The organism is Trueperella bialowiezensis (assembly GCF_900637955.1).
In the GTDB taxonomy this organism is placed as follows: domain Bacteria; phylum Actinomycetota; class Actinomycetes; order Actinomycetales; family Actinomycetaceae; genus Trueperella; species Trueperella bialowiezensis.
Window position 1 is genome coordinate 1,193,900 of sequence record NZ_LR134476.1, and the last position, 20,683, is coordinate 1,214,582.

A 20,683-nucleotide genomic window follows, 5' to 3' on the forward strand; every position below is an offset into this window, starting at 1 on the left:
ACACGCCGCGTATGGCGTCCGCGTGTTGACTACCGGTTGCTCAACCAGCTGTGTCGCGTTAGTTTGGACTTGCACCAGACTGCGAGTACTGGTTGTTTGCACATTTCGGAGTAGTGAGATTTAGGCGAGTTTAAGGACGAAACTCATGCATAATGGCGCAGCAAAATCATTCGCGAAATTTCTGGGGATGCTCTTGGTGTCTCTTCTCGTGTTGCCAACGTCACTGGCTGTGGCGGTGCAGCAAGACGCAATCGAATTAGAGTCGAGTGCTACTCCCGCGGTGTCGAGTGGTTCGGCTGGCGGAGCCACGAAGGTGGTGGCGGGTGAGCCGGTTGATGTGTCGATGACTGCGACGTTCACGCAACCTGTCCATCAGCGGGCTTTTGTGCGTCCGGATGGGAGCGTGGATCATGCGACGTTCCTTCACTTTTCAACGCAGCTGGAGGATATGCACAGCTACCAGCTGGCGGTGAATGGGCAGCCGGTTGAGCTGGTCGAGGGTACTGAGCCGCAGGCCGGCCAGTGGGTGCGCCACAACAAAGATGGCGTTATCCGGATCTACGCGCCACTTTCCGAGCCGGAGGCTAACAGCGAGGGAGCGGAGCCTAGCGCCGAGGCTGCGGTCCCTGGTTTGGAGCAGGGTGGAACGGTGACGTTTGATGCTCGTATGCGCGTGCCTGAGGATGCCGAGGCGGGTTCGGCTCTTGATTCGTTGCGTTTCTATGCGTCGATGTCTGATGGGGCGTCCAGTATTTCCTCGTCGGAGCAGCGTATGCAGGTTGAGGTGGTCGATCCTCAGCTGACGATCTCAAAGTTGTCGAATCCTGGTAGTGCTGTGACGCGGGGTGCCGAGGTTGATTACGAGCTGCGGGTTGGCGCGGTTGACTCCACTGTGTATGAGGTGACGATCTCGGATGAGCTTCCGGAGTATGTGGAGCTTGTCGACGCCGGGGAGGGATCGTTGTCCGACGGCGTGCTGACGTTCAGCGCACCCAAGATCGTGCCGGGTGAGGAACAGGTTTTCACGTACCGGGTCAAGGTTGTGGGCGATGAGAATGCAAGCCATGTCACGGTGACGAATAAGGCTGTCGCAAAGGGCTTCACCTTGCCGCAGGACGTGGTGGACCAGGGTGGCGCGCGTTCAGAGGTGGGCCCGGTTGAAGCCGATAATAGCTTGGCGGTGGCGGGTACCTCGCCGACGATCACGAAGCAGGTTGACATTCCGAAGGTGGCGGACGGGCAGACCGTCCACTACACGATCGACGTGCAGGTTCCGGCACAGACGCCACTGTTTAACGTGACGATCACTGATACCTTGCCGGAGGGACTGGAGTTTGTCGACGACGTCACGTTCGGCGTCGTTGAGGGTACTGCTGCTTCGCCGGTGGTTGCTGATCCGCTGACGACGCACACGAACGATCTGGGAGCAACGAGCGTCGGCTGGTATTTGGGCACGATTGATCCGGCGCCGACGCCGGTGACGTACCGTTTGACGTACCCTGCGAAAGTCACGGGTCAGGCGGGGCAGACGCTGACGAACACGGCGCGTTTTGGCGCGTATCCGGTTGATACGCTGGGTGGGGCTTTGCCCGATACTCGCAGGTTGCCGGATTTCACGCTTAACTCTGAGGCGAGTGCTGATGTGACGTTGGGTGCGGCGAAACTGGCGATCACTGGAACGGTGGAGACTGATTACTGGGTGCCGAGCCGTGATGGTGATGATTACACGCTCGAATATAAGCTCACGGTTCGTAACGATGGCGATATGGCCGCAGACGATGTGGTTGTGGCGTTGGACTCGGTGGGCGAGTGGTACCGTTTTTATAACACCCACGAGTTCAGCGATGCCAGTGGTGTGGAAGGCGGATCAACGGCGACGATTGCGAGGATTGAGCCGGGGCAATCTGTTGAGTTGACGGCACACATTGGTGGCAAGCAAGTGGGCATGACGCCAGAGTATGAAGAGATCTTGCAGGTGGTTGGCCGGATCTATGAGTATAAGGAAGCCGGCCAAGAACGTTTGAGCCAACCGAGCACTGATCAAGAGAGTGTGAAGCAGATTGATTCGAACGTGATGGTGACGAAGGTTGCCCATCCGGATCTGGGCGCGTCGAAGCAGGTGGTGGGTGCGACGACGGTGGCCTCCGGTGATGTCGTTGATTTCCAGGCGACGTTCACGAACACGGGTGAAGCCCCGATCTACGAGTTGAGGTTGCGGGATACTCCGCCGCGTCAGTGGGAATTGGTGGACGATTCTGTGACCATCACGGTCGCAGGTCAGCCGGTCGAATTTTCTAAGACGGGCACGCGTAATGTGGAGTTTAAACTCGACTCTGGTTCCTTGCGGCCGGGAGAGTCTGGAGAGTTCCGGGCGAGTTTCCGGGTTCCGGAGGGTCAGGAAGTCGGTCCGAGAACTAACCAGCTTTACGTGTACGGTAACGATACGTTCGGCGCTTATGGTACGCCGTACGGTAGTTTCTCTGCATACGCGCAGGCTCGGCTTACTGTGGGTGCGGTGGACCTGTCGATTACGAAGACGCCGCAGGAAGAAAGGCCAGGAACTGTCGTGCAGTCTGGTGCTGGCCAGTACACTGTGACGGTTCGTAACTCGGGTAATGTGGAGGCTCGCGGCGTGCGTGTGGTGGACCAGTTACCGGCCCACCTGTCGCTTGATCGAGATGCGTTCCCAGGCGAGGTGCCTGAGTTGACGGTGAATGGTACCGACGCCGAGGTGGAGATGAGGGAGCTTACCGCGGCTCCTGCCACTGCATCAGATGGTGAAAGGGTGACGTGGGAGATCCCGGTGCTTCCTGCGGGTGCGGTGGTGACGTTCCCGGTGCCGGTGAAGCATGACGGGTCTGCGGCAGAGATTGGTTCGCTCTATCGAAATACGGCCACGATTCAGCACGGAAGATTCGAAGCCTCAGCGGAGGGCTGGCTCGAGCTGATTTCTGCGATGAAGCAGGTTGAGGTTGCTAAGAGTGTGAACGTGCCTGAAGCGGCAGTAGGCGAAGAGGTCACGTTCACGATCGACGTCACTGTGCCGGCCCACGCGGCAGCCCAGTATGACGTGACGATCATTGATCAGTTGCCTCGCGGTATGTCCGTGGTCGAGCAGGGCCAGTTGACGCACGTGTCTGGCCCCGAGCTGAATCTTTCGGACGGCGGGGTAATTACTGCGCTTGAGCGGGAGAGTCTGGGCAGCACGGACCTGGGTTGGTACTTGGGTGATTTGACGACGCCGCTCGACGAGCCGGCTGTCTACCGGGCGACTGTTGTTGCCAAGATTGACGAAACGTTTGGTGGAACGTCACGCACGTTGGTCCCGCTCCCCGGTGCGCGGGTGAGTGAAGTGAATTTGGCGAAGAGTGATGGTCTGCTGGTTAACACGGTGCAGCCGTGGTTTTCGACGACGGATGGCGAGGCACTCACCGCCGTTCCGGAGCATCGGACAGACGTGTTTGATCGGCGAGGCCCGTCCTCGGCTGCGGGCGTGCGTCCGCTGGCTCCGCACTTCCGCATCGACAAGAAGGCAAAGTACTCAAACGTCGGCCCGTCGTCCGAGAACACCTATACGGTCGAGGTGTCGAACGTTGGCAATGTGACAGCAACGGACGTCAACATTGTTGACGACCTCGGTCATGGCGGCGAGATGCCGGGGTTGACCGACGTGACAGAGATTATGGCAAGCGTAGGAAGTGCGCAGGTGAACGGCGATGCGTTGACGTGGCTGATCGACGCGCTTCCTGCCGGGGAGAGCGCCACCCTCACGTACGTTGCGACGTCGCCGAACTCGGCTGATCTTATTCCGTTTAATTCGGTGCGTCCCCAGTCTGCTGCGGCCGTGCTCAATACTGCGAAGGTTGACACGTTCGGCGCGGAAGGCACGGATGTGACCTACACCGATTCTGTGTCGGCTACCCAAATAACGTATGTCGCTACTCCGACCGCGAGCTATCCGAGTGGGTCGATGCAGTGTGGAGCGATGCCTGCAGGGTCGACGACGACCCTGCACTACTCGGTGAACTTCGGTGATACGACCGAAGGACGCGCGCTGAAAGATCAATCGGCTGGGCGGGCGATCGACGTCGTCGGGAACATCAAGCTTCCCCGGAATTTCCAGCCGGCCACTGTAAACGACGAACCTGCTGAGCAATACATTGTGGGGGGCACGGAAGAGGCGGGCTATGAGCTGGCTGTTCCTCTGGGCGACGTAGCACGGGGGCGTGGTTCGACCTTTACCGTCGCGGGTGAGGTAACCGCGGATATCGAAGAAAAGTCGATGTCGAGCTCGATGGAGTTCACGTGGAAAGATACGTCGGGCAATTCTAAGCGCGGCGAAAACTCTGGCTTCATCTATGACTATTCCGTGTCGAGTTCACTGACATGTGGAAGCTCGACTGCGCCATCGGTGTGGAAGTCGCATGACGGGCCGGACGTCGTCGACGTGAAAGACGATCCGACCATTACGTGGAGGATGAACTGGCATGATCGCGCGGCGGGAGCCCAAGGCGATTTCACGATCACGGATTCTCTGCCGGTGGGCATCGTGTACGAGCCGAAGACCGCTGTTATTGAGGCGCGCACTGGGGGTGGTGATTGGGCACCCATTGAGTACGACGAAACCGTTGAACAAGACGAGCATCACGGTAAGTCTTACCAGCGCGTGACCTGGACTATTGCCGACCAGGAACCAAATAGTGCCGTGCGCGTGACGATGCCAACCACGCTCGCCGACGACGTGCCGCTTAACCAAAGGCTGACCAACGAGGTGCGTGTCAGCTACGGCTCGCTGTCGCATTCAACGTGTGGGTACGGCGATCGTGCTCTGTGTGCTACCGATTCGGTGCAGGTGATCGACGGCGGCGAACTGCAGGTGACCAAGTCTGGAACACCGGCTGAGGCTGTGTTCGGGTCGACCCACACGTTCGACGTCGACTTCACGGTGCCCGCGAGTGAACGGCCCGTCACGTTGGAGTTCCGCGACCACATGGAGGCCGATTGGAATCCGGGCCGGCCGGGTGCGCCTCGGGACTGGAGTCTGGCCAGCGAGCCAACGCTGACGTGCGTGGACTGCGCTCCCGACGAGCAGCTGGACATAACGTTGTCGCTTGGTAGCAAGCGCTACCCCCAGTCGTGGGAAGATTTCAAAATCTACATGTATCCCGGTTCGGACATATGGGGTGAAGTGAAAGATCTTGCTCCGTCCAGCCAGCCGCGCACATTCCGCCTGACCTACCAGGTGGCGTCACGTGAATTGGATGAGGTCACTCCGTATGTGAGACCCGCGACGTTGACGAACGACGTCATCTCTTGGCTGACGGTCGACGGCACGCGCCAACCCAATGTGTATACCCGCGCCAAAGTGAATGCTGTAGCCGGGAAGGTCGAACCGTCGAAGGTCTGTACACCGGACGTGACGGCGTTCTCCGCCGCAGGCGAGGCCAATGTGGAATGTACGATCACGGCCACGAACGTCGGGACGGTTCCAGTGCAGGGATTCACCCTCGTCGATCTGCTCCCAACGGAGGCCACGTGGAAGCTTGATTATCAGAATCTTGAAACCACTGCAGTGTCCGCTACCGTCGTGTCCGCGGAAGGCTCGCCGGTGATCTCGGACAACACGATCACGTGGGACATCATCGAAGAGTTACAGCCGGGCGAATCGCGAGACTACAAAGTCAAGCTCGCGGTCACTGGCGATGCGCCAAACGTTCCATCCGAGCACCCCGTGTCATACATGAATCCCATGTCGCAGGCTATGCTGCGTGCACGCACCTCTGGCGAAGCGACTAACTGGGCCGAAGTGCGTGGGTGGATGTACAAATCGCCGAGCGGAAACGAAATCGAAGTTTCTCTGGGTGACAAGCCTAACTGGCCATTCCGTGCCTTCGACCAGTTCGGGCTATCGCTGCCCGAGACGAACATTGAACGCGGCTGGTATTTCCCCGACTGGAAGGGACAGCTTGCCACGACCCTGTACACGAGCGCGGACAACGAGACGCGTTACCACGGAGGGGGAACCGATCAATCTGGTCTGAGCGTCTATCGAGAGGCGTTGAACATCGCTTACCAAGATCCCCTAAAGTACCCGTTTGGCGCAGGTGACACGCTCAAAGCGGGCATCATCCTCGAAGCGAACAGCCCAGAGCTGGTCAACAACATTCGAATTAACGACGTGCTGCCAAAGGGCTTTTCCTATGTACCGGGTAGCTCGCAACTATTTGTGCAGACGCGAAGCCCCAATTGGTTCTACTTCGGCGACGACCACCGAGTGAAGGTTAATCCCGGACTCGTTAATCTTCCCGATCCGACCATATCGGGAGACCCGCAAGTGGACGCGGTCGAGACTTACACCGATTTAGCCGACGCCACGAAGGCGCATAACACCGGCGGGCAGCGGTTGTCATGGGAGATAGATAGAAGCGTTTTCGATAGCCTGCCCAAGGTGGAGAATCGCACGTCTGCCCTGACTGCCGTGCTCGTCTTCGACGTGAATACGGATGAGGCGCTCGCGAACTCGGTTGGCTCAGATTCGTGGACGTTGCAGAACTACTGGTCTGACACGTATGCGAAGAACCCGTCGTACACTCTGACGGATCCGGAAAACAAGTATAAGTTCGAAGGCTTAGCCGGCCATCTCGCCGCGACGGGCTTCACGGCACAAACCAGCGTCGAGTTCGAAATGATAGCGGGCTCGCGCGTGCATAACACGCAGGCCACCGTGGCCACCATGCGCACGATGAAGGTGAGTAAGGAACCCGACGACGGTTACGTTGCGGCTGGAGGAGCTGATGGCTTCGACATTTCGGTGGCATTCCACCATCCGCACATACCCCGAATGGTGATCACGGATACCATTACCGGGCCTGGAAAATACGAGCCGGGAACCGCCACCGTGTCTGTACCGGACACGGCAACGTCCTCAGATCTCTGGTTTGAATACCTCAGACCGTTTGACCCACCGATATCACTGACGGAAACGATCGTGGAGCAAACCGACGATTCTGTGACGATACAGTGGGAAATCGACGCAACCCGCATGGTGAGCTACCACATGCAGGAAGATCATGAGAATCCTGATGGTCCGAGGACGTATGAGCTCATCCCGAACGAGGTGAAGATTCACGTTCCGTTCACTGTTCCAGACGACGTCCAAGATGGAACGCAGATCGCGAACTCTGTGCGCGTACAAGCTGACAGGAGCAGACAAGTTGGAGACGTGTGGGGGCCTCCGGAACAGAACTACGGCTCGAGCATGGTGACGAATGATTACGCGGTGACGGGAATCCCGCCGCAGGAGGCATCCGATTCTGCCCGGTTCACGGTGGTCAACCCGTCGCCGCCGCCCGCGGTTGGGATCGACACCCCGGACCTGCTCGCACCCGGCCAAAAGGGAACCGTTAATGTGACGGTGCCGCTGAGCGAGAATAAAGTGTGGTCGAACCTCTACGTGACAGCGACCATCCCGGCAGGGATGACTGTCGAGTCGCTCGGAGACCCCGCTTGTTCAGGCGACACGTGTAAGAAGTTGGCTGACACTACCCGCGCGTGGGACGTGATCACTAACGACGACGGCACGACGACGATCGGCTGGTGGCTCGGCAACGTTGAGGCCTCTCCCCAGATACGCGACGTGACCCTACCCGTCAACGTGCGAATCTCGGATGGTGACCAGGCGTCGTCGTTGAATGACGGCGACAGGCTGACCGTGAAAACGCACGCTTACTCGGAGGACGTGGTTAAAGAAGACACCATGCCAGACGAGATCCCGACCGAGCATCCGACGGCGTTCAAGCCGGCGGTAGCCACGGCCATCACGGTGATCGGAGAGCCGTCGTTGACGATTGCGAAGTCTGTGGTGGGCGACGGCCCGTACTCGACCGGTGACCAGGTGGACTACCTGCTGGAAGTCACGAACACCGGGCGCACGACCGCCTATGGAACCTCCGTGCAAGACGCGCCCGACTACTATTTGACGGACGTCAAGATCACGGACATGAACAGCGAAACGGTGCTGGTGAAGGGCTGGACGGCCGACGCGCCCACCTTCGGGCTGTGGATCGAGTCGATCGCTCCCGGCCAGACCGCTACGGTCCGGTACAGCGGAACGGTTCGCGGCGGATACGAAGAGGAAGCCGAAGCGAAGACGCAGCTGGACAACACGGCGAAAATCAACGGGTTCGCATCTCAGCCAGCGCCGATGCCCACCGGTTCCAAGTGGTATCCGAGCAACGAATTTGCCGAGGCACACGCGCCACTGGATGCTCCGGGTCTGCAGCTGACGAAGACCGCGGGCACCCAATGTGATATGCCTGCCGGGATGGTGAGCCCAGATGGGCGTATGACGTGGTGCCTCACGGCGTCGTCGGTGGGAAGCCAGAACATCTACGACCTGACGATCAGCGACCTGCTCCCCGATGAATGGGTGGCCGATCTGGACGGCGTCGAGATGACTGCCCCGTACACCGAGGAGCGCGGTGAGTTTACGCCGCTGGCCGGCGTGGCGCAGGATGGCCGAGAGCTCACGTTCCCCGTCATCGACGAACTGGCCTCCGGGCAGTCAGTGACAATCCGGTTCGAGACGCAGGCTCCCGCGCTTGCCGCAACATCCGGGTTCAACGAGGCGTCAGCCACCGCGATTTCCCGCAACGGCAAAGCGACCGTGCGCGCGCAAGCGAAAGCACCCTACCTGTACCCCGATGCTGAACTGTCGATCTTGAAGACACCGCTCGAGCAAACCTTCGCTTTCGCACCCTCTGATGGTGGGGCTGCTGGAACGAAGGTCACCTGGGATGTCCTCGTGGTCAACACGTCTGGCCGCGATCAACACAACGTGAATGTCGTGGATACCCTGCCAGGAGAAAACGGCGTGGGCAAGCTGACGCTGTCCGATTGGTCCGCGGAGTCCAGCACGGGGGTTGAGGGCATTGCGCTCGCAGACCCGCAGGCTGCCGCGGCGCAAGATCAGGGCGACGGCGCAGAGCTGGGCCGCGACCGGGTGGTGTGGACAATCGACACGCTACCGGCCGATGGCTACGTCAAATTCACCGTGGTGACCACGATCGGGCAGATCACCAGCGACGGGCACACCCTCGAGTGGAGCAACGACGTCGAAGCGTTCTCTGACGAGGTGTTCTCGCCGGTCATCAACCAGGCCATGCTCACGTTGAAGCGCAGCTCTGCCATTACAAACATCGTGTGGCACGATGTCAACGCGGACGGCATTCGCGACGACGCAGAAGTGGGCATCCCAGGCGCGCTGGTCTGCTTGGCCGATGGAGACGGTGTTCAGGCCCGTGACTTCGACGGAAACCCCGTCGAGTGCGTGACCACGGGTGCTGACGGCACGTACGAGTTCACCAACCTGCTCGGCGGCGACTACTCCGTGACCGTTCATCCTGGAGATGGGTGGTACGACTCGCCGCTGAGGGTCGGAGACGATCCGACGCGCGACTCCGATGGCCGTGACATCGCGATCGACGGCGTGCCCAACGGCGTGATTGTGAGCGGCTACGACACCGGCCTGTTCCGCCCGGGCGCACTATCCGGCCTGGCGTGGTTCGACGCGGATGCCAACGGCCTCCAAGACGACGGGGAAGAGCGCGTGGCCGGCATCAGAGTCACGCTCCTCGACGCCGATGGCGAGCCCGCCGTCGACGTGAACGGAAACCCGGTCGCACCGGCGGTGACGGCCGAGGACGGCACGTACCTGTTCGGCAACTTGAGGCCAGGCCAGTACTCCGTCACGTTCGCGCTGGCAGACGGGATGACCTATGAGTGGACGACCCGCCTGGTTGGCGACGATCGCACGCGCGACTCCGACGGGCCCAACTCCGATCCAGCCGCGGTCGTGTCCGACAAGGAGACCACGGATATCGACGTGGGCGTGGTGGTTGCGCCAGAGCCAACGCCGGATCCGGATCCGACGCCAGACCCGACGCCAACGCCGTCGCCCACGCCCACGCCTGGTGGGGATCTGCCGTGGACTGGTGCATCAGTGGCAGGGCTGATGGCGGTTGCGGTTGCGCTGCTCCTCCTTGGGGGCGTGGCGGTGCGGCGACGTCATCTCGTGGAGGCGACTGACGAGGTCGAGTAGTTAAGAAGAAGCACCAGCGACACGCCGTGTGGCCGACGCCACTTGCAGTTTCTCGGGGGTTCGAGAGCGGCAAGAGGCGCGGAACATGCGGCGTGTCGCGCGTTTCGGCTCACGTGCGCTCGCGACAAGTGGCGTCCACCCCGTGGAAATGACAGCGATGTGATTCAAAAAGGGCTACCATATGTAGTGCTTGAAAAAAATCGGAACACTAAATATAGGGTTTCCGCGTAAATCAAAGCACAAGCTTACATCGGCCAAGCATCGCATGCGAAGCTCACCGCGTGCGTACGCCGCGGCGCCGACGTTACGCCTAACAACACACTTGAACGAGCATGGGGGAAGAGGGACATCAATGTCGCTACTGGCCAATCACACGCGGGCAGAAGTGCACACGTCAACGGAGAACACGCACGAGCCACACGGCGCCAACGCGAAGGTCACGGTGACCAAGCGTGACGGGCGTACGGTGCGATTTGATGCGGCAAAGATTTACCGGGCTATCGAAGCCGCTCTTAACAGCCGAGGCATTGAAGATCACGAGTTCGTAGCACGGGCAACGGACGCCGTCGTCGCCAGCCTTCCGCAGGAAAACCTGGACATCCCCACGATCCAGCGCGCGGTGGAAGACTACCTCATGGGCTCAAAGTACCCGGAAGTCGCGCGTGCTTACATTGAGTACCGTCACGATCGCGATGTGGCTCGCGAGCAGGCGATGGACGTGCAGCACTCGGTGGGCAAGCTACTCTCGCGTGACAAGTCGGTAGTCAACGAGAACGCCAACAAGGACGCCACGGTGTTCAACACCCAGCGTGATCTCACGGCGGGCTCGGTGGCAAAGGCCTACGCGCTCAAGCACATGCTGCCCAAGCCGGTAGCCAACGCGCACATCAAAGGCGACATCCACTTCCACGACCTGGACTACAACCCGTTCCAGCCGATGACCAACTGCTGCCTCATTGACATCCCGAACATGCTCAAGGACGGCTTCCAGATCGGTAACGCGCGGGTGGAATCTCCGAAGTCGATCAACACGGCGTCGGCACAGATTGCGCAGATCATCGCGAACGTCGCATCCTCGCAGTACGGCGGCACGTCCGTGGATCGAATCGACGAGGTACTGGCTCCCTACGCGAAGATCAACTACACGAAGCACATGGCCGACGCCGAAAAGTGGGTGGCCGAAGAGCTGCGTGAAGAATACGCGATGGAGAAGACGCGCAAGGATATCTACGACGCGATGCAGTCGCTGGAGTACGAAATCAACACGCTCTACACCTCCAACGGGCAGACCCCGTTCGTCACCCTCGGCTTTGGCCTGGGCACGGGCGTGTTCGAGCGGGAAATCCAGAAGGCGATCCTCAACGTGCGCATCGGCGGTATCGGCCGCGATAAGCACACGGCGATCTTCCCGAAGCTGGTGTTCGGCCTGCGCCGCGGTGTCAACCTCGAGCCGGAGGATCCGAACTACGACATCAAGCAGCTCGCGCTCGAATGCTCGGTAAAGCGCATGTACCCGGACGTGCTGTCCTACGACCGCCTCACCGAAATCGAGGGCGATTACAAGACGCCGATGGGCTGCAGGTCGTTCCTGCCGAAGTGGGTTGATCCGGAAACGGGCGAGGCCGTGAACGCCGGCCGCAACAACCTGGGCGTGGTCACGCTGAACGTGCCGCGTATCGCGATTGAGGCGCGGGGCGATAAGGAGAAGTTCTGGGAGATTTTCGCCGAGCGCATGGACATCATGAAGCAGGCGCTGCTCTTCCGTATTCAAACCTGTGAGGAAGCCACGCCAGCGAACGCGCCGATCCTGTACAAGTACGGAGCTTTCGGCAAGCGGGCTGAAGACCACGAGACGGACGTCAACAAGTTCTTCCGCGGGCACCGGGCTACGGTGTCGGTGGGCTACATCGGCCTGTACGAAGTGGCCACGCTGTTCTACGGCCCGGATTGGGAGTCGAATCCGGAAGCGAAGGAGTTCACGCTGGACATCCTGCGTGAAATGAACCGTTACACGGATGAGTGGAAGGCGGAGTACCCGTACTGGTTCTCGGTGTACTCCACGCCGTCGGAGTCTTTGACAGATCGTTTCAACCGCTTGGATCGGGAGAAGTTCGGCGTGATCGAACACGTGACGGACAAGGAGTACTACACGAACTCCTTCCACTACGACGTGCGCAAGAAGATCACCCCGTTCGAAAAGATCGACTTCGAGGCCGAATACGCCGAGCTGACGAAGGGCGGGTTCATCCACTACTGCGAGTACCCGAAGCTCACGCACAACACGAAGGCGCTGGAGGCCGTGTGGGATTACGCGTATGACCGCGTGGCCTACCTGGGCACGAACACGCCGATTGATAAGTGCTACGAGTGCGGCTTCGAGGGCGAGTTCTCTCCGACCGCCGAGGGCTTTGCTTGCCCGGACTGCGGTAACGAGGATCCGGCCACCTGCGACGTCGTGAAGCGCACCTGTGGTTACTTGGGTAACCCGCAGAAGCGTCCGATGGTGCATGGCCGCCACGTGGAGATTTCTTCGCGTGTGAAGCACATGGATGGTCCGACGCGCTAGGAAAGCGCAGGGGAGCGCCGGGAAGGCGCGGGATTTTGTGGCGGTTAAGGATAGTGACGGCATTTCCGCTCCCCGCCCTGGGGAGTGGGATGGCCGTGTGCTGTCTGCCGGTTACGTAGCGGATTACAAGCCGTTCAATTTTGTGGATGGCGAGGGCGTGCGCTGTTCGCTGTACGTCTCTGGCTGTCCGTTTAAGTGCCCGGGTTGTTATAACGCGGCAGCGCAAAGTTTTCGCTATGGCAAGCCGTATACTCCTGAGCTCGAGGAACGGATCATGGACGACCTGGCGCAGCCGTATGTGGCCGGGTTGTCGCTCGTGGGCGGGGAACCAATGCTGTCCGCGCCGATCCTGTTGCCGCTGGTACGCCGGGTACGCGAGCGTTTTGGGGACGCGAAGGATATTTGGATCTGGTCGGGTTACACGTACGAACAGCTACTGGCCGAGCAGGCGGATAAGCGCGAGTTGCTTGAGGCCTGCGACGTCCTTGTCGACGGCCCGTTTATCAAACGCTTGTATCACCATGATTTGGCGTTCCGAGGTTCGAGCAACCAACGGATTATTGACCTGCGGCTTTCACGCGACGACGCCGGTCAGCTGCTTCCCGAACCCGCCTTGTGGAGTTCGGGGCGGCGGGATACGGAAAGCTCAGTCGAATTTGTGCAGCCGGCAGCGCCCAGATCGTAAGCCTGCTTCGGTTCCGGGGGTACATGTTGCGTTCCCGGGGTACCGAATCCGGCGATTTGTCTACCCCGGGAACGAAACAGGTACCCCGGGAACAGTCGCAAATTCTGGAATGATCACAGAATGAGCAGCCCACTGATTAGCTGCTTCTGTGTGTTAGCATGCGTAGTGACGCAAGCCATACAACATGTGGAGGATCGCATTATGCGTAAGTCATTCGCTCGAGTAGCAGCTATTGGATCGGCAGTACTTCTTACTTTTAGCTTGGGAGCTTGCTCGGAGTCTAAACCGAGTAAAGAAGAATACCGCGAGGCGCTTGTTGAGGTGTCCAACATTGACTCCTACCGGTCAATGCTCGGCGAGGAGCACCAGCAGGTGATTGACAACTACCTAAACTGCATCGTGGACGACACGTACGATGAGCTTCCTGCCTCCACTATTCAGTCTTTGATTGATGATGGTGTTGCTGCGGAGGGCACCGAAAAGGATATCGAACTGATCGAGACCGCCACCGCCAAGTGTGGAGAGATGCTGGAAGCCGAACTGCAAGGGGCTGCCAAGTAAGGCAGATCCTGCCCGGCACGCGCGAGTGGGCTGCGTAGAAACCGCGAGGGCTGTACGTAGCACCGCAATGTCAGCCCCTTCGCTCGCATATCATGCTCAGGCACCACGACCTGCCTGCCTTTTGCGTGCCAATATTTTGCGCGCGAATTTTTGCGCTTATATATGCGCATATATTTTACGTGCCAATTTTTGAGTGCCAGTAGTTGGGTGCCAAAAACTTGTGCGCCAGGATTCGCAGCGAGCGTAGATGGACTTCCTCCAAGTTGAGTAATCACGTTTCGCTGTGGCCGCGTACACACTAAGATAGACTCATGGCAGCATATTTACCGAACGGATATGCTTTCAACAATGAGAAGCCCGCGGTTAGCGCTGATAACGCAGAGATGCGCATCGTGCCGGTAGCCACGCGCTAGATCACGGTTCGTTGGAGTTCGATGGAGAGCGTACATGGAATTAACTATTGACGGCATTAAGAACAAGGCCGATTTCGAGAAGGCGGGCGTTGAGCTACCTAGCTTCGACGTCGCCGAGATGCAGGAGAAGGGGAAGGCGAACCCGCGCTGGATTCACCTCGGCCCGGGAAATATTTTCCGTGCATTCCCCGCACGCGTGGCGCACGATCTGATTGCTGATGGTGAGCATTGGCCGATCACCGCCGTCGTGCCGATGAACCCGGAGGAACTGGATCGTCAGCTGGCAGCGCACGATCTGATGACGCTCTCGGTCACGCTCAACCCGGATGGTACGCGCGGCCTCAAGGTCATTGCGGGTATCTCGGAGGGCTTGGCATGGGCGCGCCCGGACGACTACGCGCGGCTTGTGGAGATCGTGAAGGATCCGGGCGTCACGATGATTTCGATGACGATCACGGAAAAGGGCTACGGCATCCACGATTCGCAGGGCAACCTGTCCGAGCAGGTGCTTGAGGACATCGCTTCCGATCCGCGCCAGTTCCACAAGAACACGATGGCCAACATTGCGGGCCTGCTGGTTCGTCGGTACGACGCCGGTGGCGTCCCGATCAACGTCATGTCGTTCGATAACTTCTCCCACAACGGCGATAAGCTGCGCGATTCGGTTACGCAGGTCATGCGTGGCTGGGTTGAGGGCGGCAAGCTGGATGCGGCCGTGCTCGAATGGGTGGAAAACCCGGAGAAGGTGGCCTTCCCGGTGTCGGTCATTGACAAGATCACCCCGCGCCCGAACGAGTCGGTGGCAGACGAGCTGACGGAGCTCGGTTTCACCGACATGAAGGTTGAACTTCTGGGCCGTACGCCGATTGCTGGCTTCGTCAACGCGGAGCCTACGGAATACCTCATTATTGAGGACGTGCTGGTCGGCGACGTTCCGAACTTCGACAAGTACGGCGTCAACGTCACCTCACGCAAGGTGGCCGATGACTTCGAGAACATGAAGGTCACCACCTGCCTCAATCCGCTGCACACGGCACTGGCCACGGCCGGCGTCGTCCTCGGATTCGAAACGATCGACGCCGAAATGCGCGATCCGGCGTTGCGTGCGTTCGTCGAGCAGCTCGGCCGTAAGGAAGGCCTGCCCGTCGTCGTCAATCCGGGAATTGTGGATCCGGAAGACTTCCTCAACGAAGTGCTTGAGGTGCGCTTCCCGAACCGTTACCTGCCGGACAACCCGTCGCGTATCGCGATGGACACCTCGCAGAAGGTGGGCATCCGTTTCGGTGAGACGATCAAGAAGTACATCGAGCAGGGCCGTGATCTGGGCGAACTGAAGGCAATCCCGCTCGTGATCGCCATCTGGATGCGTTACCTGCTCGCGGTGGACGATTCGGGTAAGCCGTTCGATCCGTCGCCGGATCCGCTCCTCGACGAGCTGCAGGGCCACCTGAAGGGCGTTGAGCTCGGCAAGCCGGTCGACGCACACGCAGTGCTACAGCCGATTCTTTCTAACCCAGCTATTTTTGGTGTCAATCTGTACGACACTCCGCTCGCCCAGCGGATCGAACAACTATTTACCGAACTCGTGGCCGGCACGGGCGCCGTCCGCGCAACCCTCAACAAGGAGATGATGGCATGAAGATGACATTCCGCTGGTACGGCGAAGGTCACGATCCGATTCCGCTACAGTACATCAAGCAGATCCCGGGCGTGTCCGGAATTATGGGCACCCTGTCGTACAAGCAGGCAGGTGAAAACTGGGAGAAGGAAGAGATCAAGGAACTGATCGACGGCGTTCACGCTGCTGGTCTCGAATGTGAGGTCATCGAGTCGGTCAACGTTCACGAGGACATCAAGCTTGGCCTCGACACGCGCGATGAGTACATCGAAAACTACAAGACCACGCTCGAAAACCTTGCCGAGTTCGGCGTCAAGGTTGTGGTCTACAACTTCATGCCCGTGTTCGACTGGCTGCGCACCGACCTGGCTCACGTTGATCCGGAGGACGGCTCGAACTCGCTGTTCTACGATCACGACAAGATCCAGGGCATGACACCACAGGACATCGTGAACACCACCGAGGAAGAGTCCGGCGGCCTCACGCTTCCGGGTTGGGAGCCAGAGCGCCTCGCGCGCCTCGACGAAGTCATGGAGCTCTACCAGGACATGACAGCCGACAAGCTGCGTGAGAACTGGAAGTACTTCCTCGACGCGATCATCCCCACCTGTGAGAGGGTCGGCATCAAGATGGCCTGCCATCCGGATGATCCGGCATGGGATCTGTTCGGTATTCCGCGCGTGTTCAAGAACATGGAAGACATCGAAAAGATCCTTGATCTGCACGAGTCCAAGGCGCACGGCCTGTGCGTGTGCATCGGCTCGCTCGGCTCGGAGCTCAAGAACGATCTGCCGGCAATCCTGCGCTACGTCGGTGAGCGCGGCCGCCTACACGCTACGCATCAGCGTAACGTCATCCACTTCTCGGAGCGTACGTTCAAGGAGTCGCCGCACCTGTCCCGCACTGGCGACAACCCGATGGAAGAGTGCATGGAAGTGCTCTACGACGTCGAAAAGGCAGCCAAGGATGCAGGCGAACCGTTTGACATCTACGTGCGTCCCGACCACGGCCGCATGATCTGGGGCGAAGAAGGCCGTCCAGGCTACCCGCTCTACGATCGCGCGCTCGGTACCCAGTACCTGCTCGGCCTGTGGGATGCCACAGTACTTTTGAAGGAAAGGGCGGAAAAGGAAAATGCCTAAGAATCTCCCAGACGCACTGCCATTCCTGGCAGAAAACCCGATTGTTCCCGTCGTCGTGATTGACGACGCCGAGGACGCCGTCGCCGTTGGCGAAGCGCTCGTGGCCGGTGGTATTTGCTGCGCGGAAGTCACGTTCCGTACGGCGGCTGGCCCGGAGGCGATCAAGAAGATGTCCGCTGTTGAAGGCATGACAGTCGGCGCGGGCACGATCCTCAACCGTGAGCAGGCAGAACGCGCAGCCGATCAGGGTGCGAAGTTCTTCGTCTCGCCGGGCTGGGATTCCGGCGTCGCCGATGTTGCTGCAGAGCGTGGCATCCCGTACCTGCCCGGCGTGCAGACGGCCACGGAAGTGATGATGGCCGTCAACCGCGGAGCAACCGTGGTCAAGTTCTTCCCCGGTGGCGAAGCTGGCGGGCTGAAGATGGTCAAGGCACTGCGCGGGCCATTCCCGAACACGGCATTCGTGCCCTCGGGCGGCGTGAACCCTGCTAACCTTGAGGAGTGGATCACAGATCCAGCAATTGCTGCAGTCTCGGGATCGTGGATGATCAAGCGAGACCTCATCAATAACAAGGAATTTGACAAGATCACCGAGCTTTCAAAGGAAGCCTCGGAAAAAGTGAAGGAGCTTCGTAAATGAGTCTTATTGAGTTGCGTCCAGCGGACGAGGTCCGTTACGACGTCGTTTCCCTAGGCGAGGTCATGCTCCGCCTGGATCCGGGCGAGGGGCGTATTCGTACGGCTCGTCAGTTCCGTGCTTCGGAAGGTGGCGGCGAGTACAACGTTGCTCGTGGCATGCGCCGTGCATTCGGCAAGCGTTCGGCGATCGTGACCGCGCTTGTTAAGGACGAGGTCGGCCGCCTGGTTGAGGACCTCATCCTCAACGGTGGCGTGGATCCGCAGTGGATCAAGTGGGTAGAGTCCGACGGCTACGGTGGCAAGGCCCGCAACGGCCTGAACTTCACCGAGCGCGGCTTCGGCATCCGTGGTGCGGTTGGCACCTCGGATCGTGGTCACACGGCTATTTCGCAGATGCGTCCTGAGGACGTGGACTGGGACAAGCTGTTCGGCGAGTACGGTGCCCGCTGGCTGCATACCGGCGGTATCTACGCCGCGCTGTCCGAGCAGTCCGCAGAGACCGCGAAGGCTGCCATGGAGGCTGCGAAGAAGTACGGCACGATCGTGTCCTACGATCTGAACTACCGTCCGTCGCTGTGGAAGGCACACGGTGGCCTCGACGAGTGCCGCCGCGTTAACCGCGAACTGGCCAAGTACGTCGATGTCATGATCGGCAACGAGGAAGACTTCACCGCGTCGCTCGGCTTCGAGATCGAAGGCGCGTCGGAGAACCTCGACAACCTTGAGGTTGAGTCGTTCCGCAAGATGATCGAACTGGCAAGCGCGGACTTCCCGAACTTCCAGATCATCGGAACCACGATGCGCGAGGTTATTACGGCGTCGAACAACAACTGGTCTGCTGTTGCCTGGCACAAGGATCAGGGCTTCGTGAAGGCCACCCAGCGTGACGGCCTGGAGATCATGGATCGCGTGGGCGGCGGCGACTCGTTCGCCACCGGCCTGATCTACGGCATCCTCGAGAAGGATTCGATCCAGGAAGCCGTTGAGTACGGTGCGGCGCACGGTGCTCTCGCGATGACCACGCCTGGCGACACCACGATGGCCTCGCTCGAGGAGATCGAGCGTGTTGTGGCTGGTGGTTCTGCTCGCGTGCAGCGCTAACACTGCTTCAAGCTAGCCGCGCCACTGCGGTGGTGGGCTAGTGTGGCGGAGGGGGCGCCCGGGAAATCCCGGGCGCCCCCTCCTGTGGTTCCTCTGCGCGTTCGGCTATTACCTTGAGCGTTCCGGGGGTACACGTTCGGTTCCGGGGGTACCGAATCCGGCGATTTGCCTACCCCGGGAACGCAACAGGTACCCCGGGAGCAGTGCAAGAGCAGTGCAAGTTCGAGTGCAGGTTCAGGTGTGAATCTGTTAGGCGTTAGCTGAGACCGAGGTTAGTCGCGTCCTACAGCTAGCTTCGAGGCTTGTCGTGATCGTCGACGCGCACGGCCTCAACCCGAATCTCGTCGACCACGATCTCATCGGCAGACCACGATTCTGCCGAGTCATCGCTACGAACCTTATCCTTCACTGCCTCTGCCGCCTCGGCGAACTTCGCCGTCGCTGCCTCCTGCGCTTGCGCGAAGGTCTCGGCTGCTTGGTTGCGCACGGCGTCGCGACCCTGCCGCACAGTATTCGACTCCCACAGCCGCTGCGCACCAGCCTTGATCTGCTCGTACCTCTTCCGCCCAGCGCGCGCACCGAGCACGTAGCCGATCGCGCCGACTGTTAGTGTTCTTAAAAAGCCCATGTTATTCCTCCCTATGCAATCGCATACTGATATCCGATTTTACGCTATAAGGCAGCAATTCGAGAGGGATAAGCCCTGCCTTAAACCTCTAGCAACCTACAGGGTTGGTGCGTGACTAACGCGCTGCGCCTAGGCACAGGCGGGAGTTAGCTTTCCGGGGAGAGCCGCACGATCAGGCCGCGATGGTCTGAGGAGCCGAGCTCGATATGCATGGCGTCTACTCCGCGATATGCGCCGTTGTGTACGATCCGGTCGATAGGCGTGCCAAGTAGCTGCGGCAGGCGGGTTGGCCACGTGCCCAGACCGCCAGAGCCGGCTTCGATAGCGGCGTCGTGACACTGGCTTCCCACAACCATTTGATGGTCAACAGTCGAATTGAAATCGCCGGCCACAATCAGCGGATCGCGCTCGTCACACAGCGAATATATGGCGCTGACGTCCGCTCGCCACTGGTCAATCGATTCCATCATCGGGGCGCGCGGGTGAACGCCCACAATCACCGGCCCGTTCCCAGCTGCGGGCGCAACCGCCACGCTGGTGGCGAGCCCGTCAGCCGACGTCGTCTGCCGATATTCGCCCATCGCCTCCGACACGAGCACGAGCGTCGACTTAAACTCGGGCTGATACTGATCTGTTCCCGTGTTGAAATGCTGGAACGCCAGGCCGCGTTCGGCCAGAATGTTCGCAAGTTCGGTGCCGCGCGCAGTAGCGGTTTCCGGAAGAACAACCACGTCCACGCCGTTGCTATCGATCGCGTCTACGAGGGCGTCGACGTCCACACTGCCCCCGAGCGTGTTATAGGTGAGCACGGTGATGTCGCCATTGCCGATGCCTGCGCTGGTGACGCCGCGGTCGGGGCCAAGCTGATCGGGGCTGGCGAGCCCGCGCGTGTAGACGGTGCCACCGTGGAAAAGGGCCATCGCCAGGTAAGCAACACCCGTGACGAGCGCGATTCTGCCTGCACCCACGAGCGTGCGGCGAATAAGACCGAAAATAAGCAGGAAGATCGCTGCGCCGAAGCAGACGACAGCAAGCCACGGGCGCACCGACATGATGTGAACCATGGGAGCAGACAGCGCGACGTCGGTGAAGCCGGGCACGAGATCAGGGCGCAAGGTCACGGCGCCCGCGCCCACGAGCGCAATCGCCAGCAAACCCCAAACAAATCTCATGAATGCTCCATTCCCTCACCTGCGGTGATGCGTTCAAGCCGCATGGAATTATGTCGCGG

General features: G+C 60.0%; 10 protein-coding genes. 8 read left to right on the forward strand and 2 right to left on the reverse strand.

Annotated elements, in window-relative coordinates; all coding sequences use genetic code 11:
• The first annotated feature begins 145 nt into the window (after positions 1 to 145).
• From EL234_RS05540 to EL234_RS05575, 8 genes are all read left to right on the forward strand, one after another.
• The gene (locus EL234_RS05540) at positions 146 to 10,099 is read left to right on the forward strand and encodes an isopeptide-forming domain-containing fimbrial protein (protein ID WP_126416523.1); all 9,954 of its coding nucleotides are present in this window, start codon (positions 146 to 148) and stop codon (positions 10,097 to 10,099) included.
• Positions 10,100 to 10,451: 352 nt separating this feature from the next.
• Positions 10,452 to 12,665: an anaerobic ribonucleoside-triphosphate reductase gene (gene nrdD / locus EL234_RS05545; protein ID WP_126416524.1), complete on the forward strand. Its 2,214-nt coding sequence runs from the start codon at positions 10,452 to 10,454 to the stop codon at positions 12,663 to 12,665.
• 37 nt (positions 12,666 to 12,702) lie between these two features.
• A complete protein-coding gene (gene nrdG, locus EL234_RS05550) occupies positions 12,703 to 13,350 on the forward strand; it encodes an anaerobic ribonucleoside-triphosphate reductase activating protein (protein ID WP_241968950.1) in 648 nt (215 codons plus the stop codon).
• 201 nt (positions 13,351 to 13,551) lie between these two features.
• On the forward strand, positions 13,552 to 13,911 hold the full coding sequence (locus EL234_RS05555; protein WP_126416526.1) for a hypothetical protein: 360 nt from the start codon (positions 13,552 to 13,554) through the stop codon (positions 13,909 to 13,911).
• A gap of 447 nt (positions 13,912 to 14,358) precedes the next feature.
• Positions 14,359 to 15,963: a mannitol dehydrogenase family protein gene (locus EL234_RS05560; protein WP_126416527.1), complete on the forward strand. Its 1,605-nt coding sequence runs from the start codon at positions 14,359 to 14,361 to the stop codon at positions 15,961 to 15,963.
• Positions 15,960 to 17,084 (forward strand): mannonate dehydratase, encoded by a 1,125-nt coding sequence (gene uxuA / locus EL234_RS05565; RefSeq protein WP_126416528.1) that lies wholly within the window; start codon positions 15,960 to 15,962, stop codon positions 17,082 to 17,084. The genes EL234_RS05560 and uxuA overlap by 4 nt, the downstream gene beginning before the upstream one ends.
• The gene (locus EL234_RS05570; protein ID WP_126416529.1) at positions 17,077 to 17,724 is read left to right on the forward strand and encodes a bifunctional 4-hydroxy-2-oxoglutarate aldolase/2-dehydro-3-deoxy-phosphogluconate aldolase; all 648 of its coding nucleotides are present in this window, start codon (positions 17,077 to 17,079) and stop codon (positions 17,722 to 17,724) included. Before uxuA ends, EL234_RS05570 begins: the two co-directional genes overlap by 8 nt.
• Positions 17,721 to 18,824 (forward strand): sugar kinase, encoded by a 1,104-nt coding sequence (locus EL234_RS05575; protein ID WP_126416530.1) that lies wholly within the window; start codon positions 17,721 to 17,723, stop codon positions 18,822 to 18,824. The genes EL234_RS05570 and EL234_RS05575 overlap by 4 nt, the downstream gene beginning before the upstream one ends.
• A 289-nt stretch (positions 18,825 to 19,113) precedes the next feature.
• On the opposite strand, the gene EL234_RS05580 is transcribed toward EL234_RS05575, so the two are convergent.
• Positions 19,114 to 19,452 (reverse strand): hypothetical protein, encoded by a 339-nt coding sequence (locus EL234_RS05580; protein ID WP_126416531.1) that lies wholly within the window; start codon positions 19,450 to 19,452, stop codon positions 19,114 to 19,116.
• A gap of 146 nt (positions 19,453 to 19,598) precedes the next feature.
• Positions 19,599 to 20,624 carry an endonuclease/exonuclease/phosphatase family protein gene (locus EL234_RS05585; RefSeq protein WP_126416532.1) on the reverse strand — a complete coding sequence of 342 codons (1,026 nt, stop codon included), beginning with the start codon at positions 20,622 to 20,624 and terminating at the stop codon, positions 19,599 to 19,601.
• Positions 20,625 to 20,683 lie beyond the last annotated feature (59 nt).